The sequence below is a fragment of the Undibacterium sp. genome (assembly GCF_030683615.1).
Lineage (GTDB): Bacteria > Pseudomonadota > Gammaproteobacteria > Burkholderiales > Burkholderiaceae_D > Undibacterium > Undibacterium umbellatum.
This window is the reverse complement of sequence record NZ_JAUXQE010000021.1, coordinates 373,329-389,174: the sequence shown is the minus strand read 5'-3', so window position 1 is coordinate 389,174 and position 15,846 is coordinate 373,329. Positions and strand designations below refer to the sequence as shown.

Here is a 15,846-nt window from a genome sequence, read left to right as displayed (position 1 = left end):
ATCGCGCGTGCTGGCGAATTGCTGATGGCTATTGCTGTTCTATTAATTTTGCCGCAGCTTCAAATTCAAATTGATGCATGAAATGTCTGAGTTGTATCATGGCATCCGAGTTGAACTGAGTGGCAATTGCGGTTTCATTTTCTTCAAACAAGCTCTGTGCATCTGCGTCTGAGGCAGCCAGCAAGATGCGCAATTCAGCCACAATGTTTTTTGCCTCGGCTTCATCGACAATAACTTCTTCATGCTGGGGTAAAATCCCTGGCAATACTGTTTTTAATTCATTCAGCACTGCGTTGAGTGATAGCGTAAGTGGCCCCAGCGTTTCCAGTATGAATTCCCTGGCTTCTTCCTTGCTGAGTTTGTATTCTAGTTCAGCAGCTATTTTTTGTAATTTCGTGGCACCTATGCTACCAGCCAAACCCTTGAGGGTGTGGCTGAGTCGTTCTGCATTACCGTATTCTCCAATTTGTATGAGCCTGTTTAATTCATGCAAGGTATCTGCCTGACTTTGCTCAAACCTGTGCAGCATATTGATATAAAACTCGTGACGCCCGCCCATGTAATGCAGGCCCAGGCTGGTGTCGAGTTCATTGAATTGTGGGAATCCAGCATCCTCATCATCAAACACGGTACTGGTGATCAGGCTGCCGGGTACCGGTAATTCATGTTCCGTATCCATCCAGTGCGAGACTATCGTGAATAAGGCTTCTGGTTGTATGGGTTTGGTCAGATAGTCCTGCATGCCTTCGCGCATGCAACGCTCACGGATATCACCAACTGCATGCGCAGTGAGGGCGATGATGGGAGTGTCATTCATGCGCGCGTCTTGCCTGATTTTTGCAGCAGCTTCATGGCCATCCATGATGGGCATTTGCAAATCCATGAATATCATGGCGTAAAACCCCGGCTCATTTGCCATGATCAGACGTACGGCCTCTTCGCCATTTTCGGCAACATCAGCAGTAATGCCAACCATACTTAGCAACTCGATTGCGATTTGCTGATTGACCGGATTGTCTTCAGCCAGCAGAATACGGCGGCCAGCATGGTTTTGTGCCGAGATACTGGCACTGTGTGTATTACGTGATTCCAGGTGTGCTTCTGATTCGCCGTGTAAAGTGAAATCTATTTCAAGTGGCAGGGTGAATGAGAAAGTCGAACCCTGATTCTCTTGACTGCAGACTTCAATTTGGCCGCCCATCAATTCCACCAGGCGCTGCGAGATTGATAAGCCCAGACCTGTTCCCCCATATTTGCGGGTAGTTGAACCATCGGCCTGGGTAAAAGGCTGGAACAGGCTTTGCTGCTGTTTGGCAGACATGCCAATGCCAGTATCCCGCACCGAGAAAGTCAGATCAGTCGTTGCAGATGTGGTAGGCGGCCTGCCGACACTGAGCTCTATTTCACCACCACCAGGGGTGAATTTGACTGCGTTATTGACCAGGTTGGTCAATACCTGCCCAAGCCGCAGTGGGTCGCCGCGCAAGCGTGCAGGCACTTCTTCAGCAATTTTTACGATATAGATTATTTGTTTTTCTATGGCTTTCTGGCTGGTCAGGGTGGATACGCTATTAAGCACATCCTTGATGGAAAATGAAATTTTTTCCACATCCAGCATGCCAGCTTCTATCTTGGAAAAATCCAGTATGTCATTGATGATGCCCAACAGCGATTCACCGGCATGATGGATCTTGCTGACATAGTCGTACTGTTTGGGTGTCAGCCTGGTTTGCAGGGCAAGATGAGCCAGGCCTATGACGGCATTCATGGGGGTGCGGATTTCATGGCTCATATTTGCCAGGAATTCACTCTTAAGTCTTGTAGCATCTTCTGCTTTCTTGCGCGCCTGTCTTTCTGTCATGCTGGCAGATTCCAGCTGCTGCTGGGTCAGGCGCAGTTCACGATAGGCATTGGCATTGTCAAGTGCAATTGCGCCGTAAGAGCATAGCGTGCGAAAGATCAGGCATTCTCTTTCACCATAGGCATATTCGCGCGGTGTTTGTATGCTCATTACGCCCAGGATGCGCTCACCTATGCTGAGGGGGGCAAATAGCAGGCTCAGGGTTTCCAGCGTATCTGGTACGACAGGGAAATCATTATCTGGTCGCAATTCCAGCTTGATTTCCCGTCTTTCGCGTACACAGCGTGCACTGGAGGCACGTTCATCTGTCAGCGCGACTTCGTGATAGGGGTGTGGCAGGTTTTCTTCTATACCAAATGCCTGAGTCAGCATTTGTCCATCTGGCGACAGCATGTAAATGATGAAAGTCGTCGCATCCAATAAATCTTTGAGATGAAAGTGAATAGCTTCAAAAACCGCCTCAGGTTCCAGGTTGGAGGTAATTTGCTGGCCTATACGACCCAGACGTTCGAGGGTGGCACCTGCCTCCTGCAAGGTGGCTGCCCGGCGTGCTTCGGATACGGCAACCAGTCTGTGTTGCTCAGCCTCGGCACGTATCAATTCAGTTTCATGCCTGACTTGTGCCATGGCGGTGCGGTTATTTGCCTGTTTTTTGCTTTCGCGCTGTTCTGCGGTAATGGCTTGGCGTGCATATAGCAATGCCTTATTACTGTCACCGACATCAGCCCAGGCATCGCTCAGCGCCATCAACAATTCTGTACTGGCTTGCCAGCCTTCAGTCAGTTCACCTGTCTGCAGGGACTCTTCCAGATAATGGATGATGGCATTCGGCGCATCCATTTTTTCGGGAAGAGTGATCACATGACGCGCATGTATTTCGGCCAGGGTCTGGTTCAGCGTGACGCCTAGTGCCGTGAATTGATGCTGGTGTATCAGCGTTTTTGCTTCGGCGATAGTGGCCAGCGCCGCATCAGCCTGACCTGAGATTGATAATGCTCGAGCATAACGTACCAGGGCTTGAGGCAAGTCATCCATGGAGTGAGCAGCGCGAAACAGGGTAATCGCTTCATTGAATGCACTTACTGCTTGATCGATTTGACCTTGCATGAGCAGACATTCTGCCAGTTCTGCGTGCACTATGGCTTTATTGATACCACCTGGTGTCCTGGAAAAACCATTGAGTGCTTCTTCAAGTGTTTTCTGGCTGCGATCATATTGGCTCAATTGCCTTAACAAGCTACCCAGATGTGACATGGCATAACCTATCAAGGCTGGCCATTCGGTTTCATGGGCACGTTCTGCTGCCCATTCAAACACGCCTGCCGCACCTTCCAGATCATCCACTGTTTGCATGGATTCGCCAGAATTGCCAGCTGAAATTATAGCCAGCCTGATCATGCCAGTCTGGCGTGCCAGTTCGCTGGATTGCAGATAATAAACGGATGCTCTGGCCGGTTCTCGTCTGCCATGTATTACGCCTGACGCTGCTGCAAGATGTGCGGCAACGGCAGGGTGGTCACCATGCAGATATTGTTTGTCAAAAGCAGCGTGGCGCACCGATGCTGCCAGCGGATCGTAAAATGCCAGTTCGTAGATGACCCAGGATTCGGCGATCGCAATTCTGAGGCTATCATGGGCCCTTGAATACCAACTGATTGCCGTTACACAAGCTAGCGCTTCTCTGGCGGCATCGCCTTGTTCCTGAGCCATTACTGCGTCAGTGAGGCTGGCGTCACCAAGGCCTATATTGTCGTTAAGGTCGCTGAATACGGTGACGGCTTCAGCAAGCAAAAGTTCGCCACCGTTCAAATCGCAAAAAAGGGCGGCAATTTCTGCCCGGATCAGGCAAAGGCGGGCATGAAACTGTCTTCTCAGGGTTTCCGGTGCATCCAGATCAGCCAGTTCAGCCAATACTTCCATCGCCAGTGTTGAGGCCCGTTGACTATCTCTTTGCCGCAAATACCAGGCCATGGTCAGTTGACTGATGAATTTGTCCAGCCCCTGTGCTGAAGTCAGCCTGCTGGCAAGCTGGTTTACTTCTTCTTCAGTGGCAAATAGATTCATGATCGCAGGCGAAATAGAATTGATCAAATCATACCTTATGCCACGCTGATTGAAGGATTCTGAGGTGGGTTTTGTTGCAAACTCGGCAGGCGTGTAAGTTTAGTCAGTAGCAAAACAGGAACTTTTTAGCAGTTAATGCATCTGATTCGACTTGGCTGATATTCTATTGATATATTATCGCGTGCTGATTAATGCAGCCAAGTCTGAAATCTGGCAAATTAAATAATGATCCAAGAGGGAGAATCTATGCGTGTGTCAAAACTGTTGCCATTGGCCTGGGCGGTTATGCTGTGTTTACCTGCACTGGCTGCTGAGCCAGTCACTAAACCGGATGCAGAAAAAAAGAAATGGGATGTCAATCATCCCCCTGGTGAAAGCAAGACAGTCAATATTGACACCCGTACTGGCACATGGATGAGTGTGGATGTCAGCCCTGATGGCAAGCAATTGATATTTGATTTGCTGGGCGACTTATACACGCTACCCATTGGCGGTGGTGAAACCAAGGCTTTGACACACTCCATGGCCTGGGAAATGCAGGCGCGCTTCTCACCTGATGGCAAACAGATCGCTTATATGTCCGATGCTGGTGGTGGTGACAATGTCTGGGTCATGAATGCCGATGGCAGCAATGCGCATGCAGTCAGCAAGGAGGATTTCCGCCTCTTGAATAATCCCGTCTGGCACCCGAAAGGACAGTACATCGCCGCGCGCAAGCACTATAGCGGTACTCGCTCACTGGGTTCTGGCGAAATCTGGCTGTATCATCAGAGCGGCGGTACAGGTGTGCAATTGAATGAAAAGCCCAACTGGCAAAAAGACCTGGGCGAACCGGCATTTTCGCCTGATGGCCGCTATGTCTACTATTCGCAAGATACGACGCCAGGTACGGCGTTTGAATACAATAAAAATTCCAACGGGCAGATTTACCAGATCTTTCGACGTGACCTGCAAGACGGCAAGGTCAAAGCTTTCGTCAGTGGCCCCGGTGGTGCAGTGCGCCCTGTGCCTTCACCTGATGGCAAATACCTTGCATTCGTGCGCCGCATCCGCAATCAGTCAGCACTGTTCCTGAAGAACTTACAGACTGGCGAAGAAACTGCAGCCTGGCCAGAACTTGAGCGCGATATGCAAGAAGCCTGGGCCATACAAGGCGTGTATCCAGCTTTTGCCTGGATGCCAGGCAGTAAAGAGATCGTGGTATGGGCCAAGGGCAAGCTCTGGCGTCTCGATCCATTCAGCCGAAAGGCAGTCGACATCCCTTTTCATGTGCAAGATACCCGGGAAATACGTAGTGCCTTGCGCTTTCCACATGAGGTAGCACCTGATCAATTCGATGTGCACCAGTTGCGTTGGGTGAATGTCGCGCCAATGGGAGATAAAGTTGTCTACTCAGCCTTGGGACATATTTATGTCAAAGATCTGCCAAATGGCACACCACGCCGCCTGAGTACGCAGAGCACACATTTTGAATTCTTCCCCAGCTTTTCACGTGATGGTAAGTCCGTCGTATTCAGTAGCTGGAATGATGAAAAATTGGGTGCTGTACGGACAATAGAGCTTGCCAGCGGCAAGGAAACTATCGTGACCAAAGCCCCAGGCAAATATTTGCAGGCCAGGTTTTCACCCGATGGCAAACAAGTTGCATACGTCAAGGCCAAAGGTGGCTACCTGACTACCCCGTGGCATGGCATGGAAACCGGGGTATTCCTGACGAATGCGGATGGTAAATCCGAGCCACGCTTGTTGACAGAAGAGGGCGGCTCGCCGCAATTTGGCAAAGATGGACAAGCAGTCTATGTCACACGCACCCAGTACACTGGTGAAGTTGACTGGACTACTTCACTAATACGTCTGTCACTTGATGGAAAACCTGAACAACCAGTTGCAAAAAGTGAATTTGCCGGTGAATTTGCAATTTCGCCAGATGGTGAATGGCTGGCTTTTGGTGAGCGTTATCACGCCTATGTAACACCATTGCCACTGGCTGGTAAAGCAATCACTATCGGTCAGAAAATGGATGCATTGCCAGTCAAGCAACTGGACGTGAATGCCGGTCAATACCTGCACTGGTCTGGCGACAGCAAGCGCATCAATTTCTCACTTGGTGATGAATTATTCAGCCGTGAATTGAAAGATGCTTTCGCCTTTGTGCCAGGCGCACCAACTGATTTACCAAAACCCGCAGAGCAAGGGCAAAAGATAGGCTTCCGCCAGGCGGCGGATAAACCTGCTGGCTATACAGTCATATCCGGCGCCAGAATCGTCACCATGAAAGGTGAAGAAGTCATAGAAGATGGCCGTATCGTCGTCAAGGATAACCGTATCGTCAGTGTAGGCAAATCTGCGGATGTGGCCATACCTGCAGGTGCAACGCAAATTGATGCCAAAGGCAAAACCATATTGCCGGGTCTGGTCGACGTACACTGGCATGGAAGCATGGGTGAGAGCGGCATCATCCCGCAACAAAGCTGGGTGAATTATGCTTCGCTGGCTTTTGGCGTGACGACTATCCATGATCCGTCGAATGACACGGGCGAGATCTTCACGCAAAGCGAGTTGCAAAGAGCGGGGCAGGTGTTGGGACCACGCATTTACTCTACCGGCACCATACTTTACGGTGCAAAGGGCAATTTTGCTGCCATCGTGAATAATCTCGATGATGCCTTGACGCATCTGAAACGTCTCAAGGCAGCAGGGGCCATTTCAGTCAAGAGCTATAACCAGCCAAGGCGTGAGCAACGCCAGCAAGTTCTGGAGGCAGCGCGCCAGACGAAAATGATGGTGGTGCCAGAAGGTGGTTCTCTGTTCCAGACCAATATGAGTATGGTGGTAGATGGTCATACCGGTGTTGAGCATGCCTTGCCTGTTGAAAAAGTCTATGACGATGTCAAGCAATTGTGGTCGCAGACGCAGGTTGGCTACACTCCGACGCTGGGGGTAGCTTATGGTGGCCTGGATGGTGAGCATTACTGGTATGCCCGTACCGATGTCTGGAAACATCCGCTGCTGAGTAAATATGTGCCACGTTCCATATTGGAGCCGCGCAGCATCAGGCGTGAAACGGCGCCGGAAGAGGACTTCAATGTCATTAAGGTAGCGCAGACAGCGACCGCCTTGCAGCGTGCCGGTGTTCCAGTCAATCTGGGTGCGCATGGTCAGCGTGAAGGTCTGGCGGCGCATTGGGAATTGTGGACGCTGGTCAAAGGCGGCATGACTCCGTTGGAAGCAATACGCAGCGGCACCATCAACGGCGCACGCTACCTTGGCCTCGATAAGGACATAGGTTCTCTTGAGGTGGGTAAGTTGGCTGATCTGATGATTATTGATGGCGATGTTCTTAAGGATATACATCAGTCAGACAAGCTTAGCCATGTCATGCTGAACGGACGTTTGTATGAATCCGGTACTTTGAATGAAGTGGGTAAAACCAAAAAAGTCCGCAAAGCTTTCTTTTTTGAAGGTAAGAGTGGTGGAGAAATGCCTGTGGAAGCTGAGGAGCATGCGCACGGCCACTGATGCCAGGTGAGCTCTGAGTGATAATGAAAAATGCAGCTATTGAAAAATGGCTGCATTTTTTACATCTTTCGCCAGCCAAACATACAGTTTGATTCAGCTATTCAAACAGCCTGTATCCTAAGTTGCTGGTGGCATGTGTCACAATGGAGGCTTGACGCATTAGTCTGGTGTATTTTTTATTGCATTAATTATATTGAGTTGCCGACTTTGCAGCCTTGATTCTATGTCCAACCATCTGGAGTTCTATCATGTTTCAGCACGTTGAAGCCTATCCTGGCGACCCTATCTTGTCTTTGAATGAGGCGTTTGGTAAAGACCCGCGCACCAACAAGATCAATTTGTCTATCGGTATTTATTTTGACGATGCTGGCAAGATTCCTATGCTGCCTTCGGTACGGGCCGCAGAACACAAGGTCGTGGCAGATGCTGGCGCCCGTCCATACTTGCCTATGGAAGGCGCAGCAAATTTCCGCACGGCTGTACAGGAACTTTTGTTTGGTGCAGACAGTGCAGTAGTCAAGGCTGGCAGTGTTGTGACGATACAGGCTGTTGGTTCCAGCGGTGGCCTCAAGGTGGGCGGTGATTTCATCAAGCGTTATTTCCCGACATCGACCATGCTGGTCAGTGATCCTACATGGGATAATCACAAAGCAGTATTTGAAGGTTGTGGACTGACGGTCAAAACCTATCCTTACTACGATGCAGCAACCGGTGGCCTGCGATTTGACGCCATGATAGAAGCACTGAAAGCAGCAGAAAAGAAAAGCATCGTCCTGCTGCACGCTTGCTGCCACAACCCTACCGGTGTAGACCTGACGCAAGAGCAATGGCAACAACTGGTGCCAGTATTGAAAGAGCGTGAACTGATCGCCTTCCTCGACCTGGCTTACCAAGGCTATGGCGACGGCATCGTGGAGGATGCTTATGCTGTGCGCTTGCTGGCTGATCAGGGTTTGAGTTTCTTCGTAGCGAACTCCTTCTCCAAGAGCATGAGCTTGTATGGCGAGCGTTGCGGTGCCCTGAGCGTGGTTTGCCCGGATGCAGCACAGGCTGTGAATGTGCTGGGCCAGATGAAGGCAACTATCCGCCGCAATTACTCCAATCCACCTCTGCATGGCGGTCAGCTGGTTGCCCGTGTATTGAGCGACCCTGAATTGCGCCCTATGTGGGAAGCAGAAGTTGTTGCCATGCGTGACCGTATCCAGTTCATGCGCCGTAAATTGCATGACGTGCTGAGTGCAAAATTGCCAGGTCGCGACTTTAGTTACTTCCTGACGCAGCGCGGCATGTTCAGCTACACAGGTTTGACTGCTGAGCAATGTGATCGCCTGAAAGAAGAGTTCGGCGTTTATCTGGTGCGTTCTGGCCGTATGTGCATTGCCGGTTTGAATACTGGCAATGTAGAAGCGACTGCAAATGCAATTGCAGCTGTCCTGAGCTGATTATAAAAGCCCTGTCCGCATGCCCTTGCGGACAGGGCTTTTAACGTTGTGATTTATATGAAAAAAGCTTGCCTGTTGTTTTTGTTGATGGTTTTCGGCGTAAATGCTTCTGCTGCTGAACTGGTGTATAAAACCTATGTGAATAGTCGATATGGCTTTTCGATAGATTATCCAGATTATCTGATTCCGCAAGGCGAAGCTGCGAGTGGTGATGGACAGGTCTTTCTGTCCAAGGATGGCGAAGCTGAATTGCGTGTTTATGCCAGAGCCTGCATCGATGACCGGGATACGACTCCCGCAGAATTCCTTAAAAAGGCAGAAGCAGAAAAAGTAAAAGAAGGCAGAGTCATTTCTTACCGTGCCAAAGGAAAAGGCTTCGCTGTGGTCTCCGGTACCAAAGGCAAACAGATTTACTACGATAAATTAATGACGACTGGCAACTGGTGCACTTTCTTTCAATGGAATTACGCCGCCAGCAACAAAGAAAAATATGATGAAGCGACCAGGCTCATCGCAAACTCTTTCAAGCCTTGATTCTTGTACTTCAACATAAAAAAGATTAAAAAAAATATCAAAAAAGACAAGTCTGGCGATGATAAATTGAACTCCAGATGCTAATATGGCAGTTCTGTCATTATCATTCCATGCGGAGTAGTCATGAAACCAGCGGTGCAATTATTGTGTTGGATGCGTCTATACCTGTTGGGGCTTTGTATTTCGCTCTCAGGCTGTGCAACCCAACTTGCGCCTGCTTATGACAAAACAGTGGTCGATGGCTTGGCAGCTGTCAATACTGACACCATGATTTTGCTCGCCAGCATGTCTAACGGCACCGATAAAAGCAGCTTCCCCTCTCGCCTTGATAATTACAATTCCCTGATTGGCCGACTGGATGCCTTGAGTTTGCAGGCTGGTGCCAGGCCTATGCCCAAAAATAAAGTGACTGATACCATTAATCAATTGCTTGATAAACGCGGCAGCCCTGCAATGTCTGATGATGACAGCACGCCGCCAAGTGCTTATGCCATCAAAAAAGTTTCGGAAACCTTGGGCAAAATGCGTGATGTAGATCGCTTGCAAGGCGTGACCGCTTATGAGGCACAGGCCTTCAAGGGGCAGGCTGTGATATATCTGGACCAGGCAATTACTTACGAAAATTTCTTGCAGCGTTGAACTCTGGAGAGAAGATATGGCACTGGATCTTGATCAACTCGTGACTGATATGCAAACAGCCGCCACAGGCGTTTTGCAAACTGACGTGACGACTTTGCGCGGTTTCACGCAACAGCAACTACAGGCCATCGCCCAGCAGGCAGAACTGGTCAGTACTGGCATATTGACCAAGCAGATAACACCTGCGACACAGGAATTTTTTCTTGATGGCCTTGAGGATATGGCGCTGAGTTTTGCCAAGACCTTGCGTGGTTTGCTGATGGTAACGATAGAAAAAGTCTGGAATGCGATTGTTGGCGTATTGTGGAGTGCGATTTCAAAAGCGACTAGCCTGGTATTGCCAGTGCCGGTCATGAATTCTTAAAGCACATCGTTACCACTATATATTAAGGCGAGATGCATGAATGCTCATTGCATCCCTTGGTCTCGTTGGCGCTGGACTTGTTATCGACGGCAGGCTTCTGTGATATCAGTTTCTGCCACCAACTGACCTAGCATGCAGCCCAGTTTAAGATCATCAATGTGACCAAATAGATGAAATCTGATGTGCCCCTGCCGATCTATGAGCAAGATGCTTGGTGTGCCGCGCAAGCCAAATTGCTGCATGCTCAAAGGTATTCCACTGACTGGATCTGGCATGTCGATGGCAATCGGGAAGCGCAAACGATATTCATGGATAAAAGCTTTTAAGGCTTCTTTACCCATTGCATGGTGGTGCTCAAACACGGTATGTAAGCCTATAACAGCAAGATCTTGCTGCGAAAATGCATTTCTTACTGCACTTGCCTGTGGTAACCCATGCGTGACACAAGCAGGGCATAGCATTTGAAAGCCATGCAGAAATACGACTTTTCCGCGTAAAGATTGCAAGCTGATGACAGAGTCAGTATTGAGCCAATCCGATGTGATTAGTTCAGGTGCGATGTTATTGATCAAGGACATCCCCATTTTCCCTTTTATTTTGTGTAGAGTGCGGACATATCCGCACCCTGAAAAACTGATTAATTTTAGTTGGCTGTGTTCAGTTTTATTTTTGGGAAATCAACCGGTACGGCCAGTGCCACATTGATATAGTTGGTGTACAGATTGAGAGCGACATGCGCCATGATTTCAACGATATGTTCATCGCCATAACCATGTAACCGCAAGAATTCCACATCTTCCTTGTTGATTTGTGCCCGCTGGTTGACGACCTTCAAGACAAATTTTAATACGGCGTCAGTTTTCGCATCATATGAATTGCCTGATTGGGCTGCTGCCATTTCTGCGCTACTGGCCCCTGCTTTTGTCCCAGAACGGTATGCGCCGCCAGACAGTATTCGCACTGATTCTGGTTAGCTATGGCAACTGCAATCTGCTCCCCCAACTTTGCCGGGATAACACCATTGCCCAGTGCTGCAAATGCAGACCACATGCTTTTGAGTGCTGCACTGGAGTTGGCGACAGCACGGAACATATTTGGCGTGTTGCCAAAAGCGGTATTGATGTCACTCAAAATGGCATGACGTGTACCGGAGGTTTCTTTGAGATTGACGAGTTGAACGTGGAGCATGGTGATTCCTTTCGGGTTTGCGGTTTTGACTTACTGATTGATTTTGCCAGGCAGGCTTAAATTGCCTGAGGCGACTTTGAAAACATTGGTGACGCAAAGCAGTGGGGCATGGACACTTGCATTTACGCGCAGGGCAGCCGTGACACCATCGAAACCGGCGGTTTTAATGATTTCGATATCATCAAAAGGCACCCGCACTTCCAGCGTCTTGCCTGTGAATGTAGGGCTCCAGCCGGGGCTGTCTATGAGTATTGGTAAACCAGGCCAGGTTTTGGGTAGGCGGGGTTTGCTACCTTCGGGAATATCAACCACCTTTAGCGCATCTTTGCCACAAGCCTGGTCAGGCTGCAAGACTACCCAGTGCGAATGCCAGACATTGCCATCATTGCTGGGGTTACTATCACCGTTTTCATCAAACAGTGGGGTGTCATCAAAGTCAGGGTGGGAAGTGACAGCAAAAGCCAGGATGCCACTTTTAGGCTCGAAACCGACTACAGATGGGTCCAGAGTGGTTGGCCACACATAAGAGAAAACAGAACTGCCCGCGAGTTTGCCAGATTTGGTAGGCCTGGTTTTGCCAGCCTTGCCTGAGACGGCAATATGAAAAATTGCCACATTACCTTCAGTCGTAATCTTGGTATGGAAAATATCAAAGGCAGGTTTGATCTTGTTGCTGGTTTCAGTTTGTATGCCGCCCTGATGCGCATGATCATGAGCCGTAGCCCATTGGTTTGCGCAGACCATCGCCAAACACACGCAGAGTTTCTTGTATCGGTGTTTCATGTTTATCTTTCAAATGTCATGTTACGGTTCTGTTTATTGGCACGCATTGCCAGGCTGATTTCTGTTGCGTGTACTGCTCGCATTCGATGCAAGAACCACAGCATCAAATATAAATGGTAGGAGTCCTAATTAAATAATTGAAAAAAATAGGCGATCTGTCTTAGTTATTTCATTTTCTCCTATTTCATTTCTATCTTTTTCCAGTTACTGCGAATGATGTTGCTTGCCGTTTGTTGATGTTCAGGGCAATCCAGACGCAATTGCTCTTTGCGCAAAGGAGCATCCACCAGGGCGCAATGATGGGGGGCAAGTGTATTGTCGTGCCTGTCGGGCATGAAATGAGTGCAAGTGACGCAGGCGCGTATATCGGGAAAATGCTCGATTTGCTGCAATTTGCCTATCAGGTTCAACAGACTGGTGAAAGTTTGTTCTTGTGCGGCAGGTGACAACTGCTTGATGGCATCGCTGGCAAAACCAGTTGCGCCAGCAATCTTTTTGACCAGGGTGTGACCATCGGCGGTCAGTCTCAAGGCAATGGCTCGGCCATCGTCTGGTGCGCGGGTTTTTTCTACCAAGCCCTTGGCCGTCAATGAACTGACAGAGTCACTGGCGCTGGCTGTGCTGACACCCAATTGCTCGGCAATCCACGATAGTCTGACACCCTCCTTGCGCGCGGCCAGCATGTCTATGATATCGACTTGCGTGGGATTCAAGCCTTCAGACGTGGCGAACTGCCAGGTGCCAGAGCGCAATACGCCGGCAATTCTGGCAATCGCATCCAATATGCGTTCACTAGTTGCTGTCGTTTCGTCCCAAGGATGGTTGGCTGATTTTTTCATGTTCGCATTATGGAACAATAAAACAAATATGTAAAGGAGTCCTAATTAAATTGTTGTGCTTTGATTTCTTGTGGATTTACCTGCTTCTATACATTGGGTTTTATCGGTACAGTCGAAGCAGGATGCATCTGGTGTTGAAATCAGGTGCTGAAGCTGGAAACACTTAAATTGTCTTCTGGCATGCTAATCCAATGGGTGCAGGCGTGTTTCAGCTTTTCTGGATTGCCGTTGGTGTAAGCATTAATGTGGGGAGTATCGCTATTACTGCTTGTCAGATCACGCTCAGCCAGCAAGCGTTGTAATTGAGATGCAACGGCTTTTCCGGTATCAATCAGTGTGATGGGATCACGGTCAGGGATATGCGCAGACGTGAGTTCCTGTATGAGCTTGGCTACAAAGGGATAGTGGGTGCAACCCAATACCAGGGTATCGACTTTTGCGTCGAGCAAGGGATTCAGATAGCCTTTCAGCAAAAGTCGGGTGTGAGCTGCATTTGCTTCAGTTTTTTCTATTTGATCCACCAGGCCTACGCATGCTTGGGGAATAAATTCTACGGCGGTTTCAGCACTTAACTGTGTGCTCAAGCGGTGATATTTTTCACTTTGTATGGTGGACAGAGTAGCCAGGACGCCGACTTTTTTTGTCTTGCTGAGCAAGCTTGCTGGTTTCAAGCCAGGCTCGATGCCAACAATGATGAGGTCAGGATAATGCAGTCGAAGATGCTTGATGGCTGCAGCAGTGGCAGTATTGCAGGCAACTACCAGAGCCTTGATTTTCTTGCTCAGCAAAAAATCTGTTACGGCGATACTGCGCTCCAGAATCTCTGCGCTGGTCTTGTCGCCATAAGGCGAAAAACCTGAATCGGCCACATACACCAATGCTTCATTTGGCAGGGTTTGGCGTATGTGCTGCAATACTGACAGACCACCCAGGCCAGAATCAAATACCCCAATTGGAGCAGAGCGTGCAAATTCCTCTGATGCCATTGTGGTATTTATTCCTGTTTCAGTTAGCAATAGTCAACAATAGTCAGCATGCGATCAGGATGCGCTGACAGGGATGATGCCTATCTTCGCTTGCCATTCTTTTGGGCCAGTATTGTGTACGGATGTGCCACTGGAATCAACCGCAACCGTAACAGGCATATCGACCACATCAAATTCGTAAATCGCTTCCATACCCAGGTCAGCAAAACCAACGACCGTAGCTGATTTGATGGCTTTGGAAACCAGGTAAGCCGCACCGCCAACTGCCATCAAATATGCCGACTGGTGTTTGCGTATGGATTCAATGGCGACCGGGCCGCGTTCTGCCTTGCCTATCATGGAGATGAGGCCGGTTTTTTCCAGCATCATGTCAGTGAATTTATCCATGCGGGTGGCAGTTGTCGGACCAGCTGGTCCAACGGCTTCATCACGTACCGGATCAACCGGGCCTACATAGTAAATCACACGATTGGTGAAATCGACAGGCAATTGCTCGCCTTTGGCCAGCATGTCCTGGATGCGCTTGTGGGCGGCATCACGGCCAGTCAGCATTTTTCCGTTCAAGAGCAAAGTTTGGCCTGGCTTCCAGGAAGCGACTTCTTCCTTGGTCAGGGTGTCTAGATCTACGCGCTTGGATTTTTCTGTATCAGGTGCCCAGCTCACATCTGGCCAGTCCGACAGTTTTGGTGGTTCTATGTAGCTGGGGCCAGAACCATCAAGAACAAAATGCGCATGACGGGTAGCCGCGCAGTTAGGGATCATGGCAACAGGCTTGGACGCTGCATGGGTAGGGTACATATTGATTTTGACATCCAGCACTGTCGTCAAGCCACCCAGGCCTTGTGCGCCTATGCCCAGTGCATTGATCTTGTCGCACAGTTCTATACGCAGTTCTTCAGTCTTGTTTTGTGGGCCGCGTTGCTTGAGTTCATACATGTCGATGTCATCCATCAAGGATTCTTTCGCCATCAGCATGGCTTTTTCTGCAGTGCCGCCTATGCCTATGCCCAGCATGCCAGGAGGGCACCAGCCCGCGCCCATGGTCGGTACGGTTTTCATGACCCAGTCAATCAGGGAATCAGAAGGGTTTAACATGACGAACTTGGTTTTATTCTCAGAACCGCCACCTTTGGCTGCAACTTTGACGTCTACCGTATTGCCAGGCACCAGTTCCATGTGTACCACGGCAGGGGTATTGTCCTTGGTGTTTTTGCGTTCGAAATGCGGGTCTGCGACGATAGATGCGCGCAGTTTATTGTCTGGGTCGTTGTAACCACGACGCACACCTTCATTGACTGCATCGATGATGGAGCCGCTGAAGCCTTCAAAGCGTACACCCATGCCGATCTTCAGAAACACATTCACTATGCCTGTGTCCTGGCAGATAGGACGACGGCCTTCTGCGCACATGCGCGAGTTGGTCAGGATTTGTGCAATGGCGTCTTTTGCTGCCGGGCTTTGTTCTGCCTCGTAGGCACGCGCCAGATGGGCGATATAGTCGGCTGGATGATAAAAACTGATGTACTGCAGCGCGGCGGCTACTGATTCGATCAGATCGTCTTGCTTGATTACTGTCATGATATGGCTCTTGGCTAGGTGTAGAAAAACTTAAATAGCTGATTACTTT

At 49.4% G+C, this 15,846-nt stretch carries 11 protein-coding genes and 1 pseudogene; 5 read left to right on the top strand and 7 right to left on the bottom strand.

Annotation, left to right across the window (positions count from 1 at the left end; translation table 11 throughout):
- Window positions 1-28 precede the first annotated feature (28 nt).
- Entirely contained in the window at window positions 29-3,925 is a 3,897-nt protein-coding gene (locus Q8K39_RS11295) for an ATP-binding protein (RefSeq protein ID WP_305260190.1), read from the bottom strand.
- Window positions 3,926-4,171: 246 nt separating this feature from the next.
- On the opposite strand from Q8K39_RS11295, the gene Q8K39_RS11290 reads away from it, so the two are divergent.
- The 5 genes from Q8K39_RS11290 (at window position 4,172) to Q8K39_RS11270 (ending at window position 10,423) form a co-directional block, all read left to right on the top strand.
- Window positions 4,172-7,444, top strand: a complete 3,273-nt coding sequence (locus Q8K39_RS11290) for an amidohydrolase family protein (RefSeq protein ID WP_305260188.1) — start codon at window positions 4,172-4,174, stop codon at window positions 7,442-7,444.
- Window positions 7,445-7,692: 248 nt separating this feature from the next.
- The gene (locus tag Q8K39_RS11285) at window positions 7,693-8,886 is read left to right on the top strand and encodes an amino acid aminotransferase (RefSeq protein ID WP_305260186.1); all 1,194 of its coding nucleotides are present in this window, start codon (window positions 7,693-7,695) and stop codon (window positions 8,884-8,886) included.
- 57 nt (window positions 8,887-8,943) lie between these two features.
- Window positions 8,944-9,420 (top strand): hypothetical protein, encoded by a 477-nt coding sequence (locus tag Q8K39_RS11280; protein ID WP_186951253.1) that lies wholly within the window; start codon window positions 8,944-8,946, stop codon window positions 9,418-9,420.
- A gap of 123 nt (window positions 9,421-9,543) precedes the next feature.
- Entirely contained in the window at window positions 9,544-10,059 is a 516-nt protein-coding gene (locus Q8K39_RS11275) for a hypothetical protein (RefSeq protein ID WP_305260184.1), read from the top strand.
- Between the two features lie 16 nt (window positions 10,060-10,075).
- A complete protein-coding gene (locus Q8K39_RS11270) occupies window positions 10,076-10,423 on the top strand; it encodes a hypothetical protein (protein ID WP_186951255.1) in 348 nt (115 codons plus the stop codon).
- An 80-nt stretch (window positions 10,424-10,503) separates the two neighbouring features.
- On the opposite strand, the gene Q8K39_RS11265 is transcribed toward Q8K39_RS11270, so the two are convergent.
- The 6 genes and pseudogenes from Q8K39_RS11265 to Q8K39_RS11240 all read right to left on the bottom strand — a co-directional run bounded on the left by Q8K39_RS11265 (window position 10,504) and on the right by Q8K39_RS11240 (window position 15,797).
- Window positions 10,504-11,001, bottom strand: coding sequence for a redoxin domain-containing protein (locus Q8K39_RS11265; RefSeq protein WP_305260180.1), 498 nt, complete (start codon window positions 10,999-11,001; stop codon window positions 10,504-10,506).
- 65 nt (window positions 11,002-11,066) lie between these two features.
- Window positions 11,067-11,611, bottom strand: a pseudogene (locus Q8K39_RS11260) (carboxymuconolactone decarboxylase family protein).
- Between the two features lie 30 nt (window positions 11,612-11,641).
- The gene (locus Q8K39_RS11255) at window positions 11,642-12,394 is read right to left on the bottom strand and encodes a hypothetical protein (protein ID WP_305260178.1); all 753 of its coding nucleotides are present in this window, start codon (window positions 12,392-12,394) and stop codon (window positions 11,642-11,644) included.
- A 179-nt stretch (window positions 12,395-12,573) separates the two neighbouring features.
- Complete coding sequence (locus Q8K39_RS11250) at window positions 12,574-13,233, bottom strand: MarR family winged helix-turn-helix transcriptional regulator (protein WP_305260176.1); 660 nt, start codon at window positions 13,231-13,233, stop codon at window positions 12,574-12,576.
- A 140-nt stretch (window positions 13,234-13,373) separates the two neighbouring features.
- Window positions 13,374-14,219 carry a glutamate racemase gene (gene murI / locus Q8K39_RS11245; protein ID WP_305260173.1) on the bottom strand — a complete coding sequence of 282 codons (846 nt, stop codon included), beginning with the start codon at window positions 14,217-14,219 and terminating at the stop codon, window positions 13,374-13,376.
- 54 nt (window positions 14,220-14,273) lie between these two features.
- A complete protein-coding gene (locus Q8K39_RS11240) occupies window positions 14,274-15,797 on the bottom strand; it encodes a fumarate hydratase (RefSeq protein ID WP_305260172.1) in 1,524 nt (507 codons plus the stop codon).
- Between the last annotated feature and the right edge of the window lie 49 nt (window positions 15,798-15,846).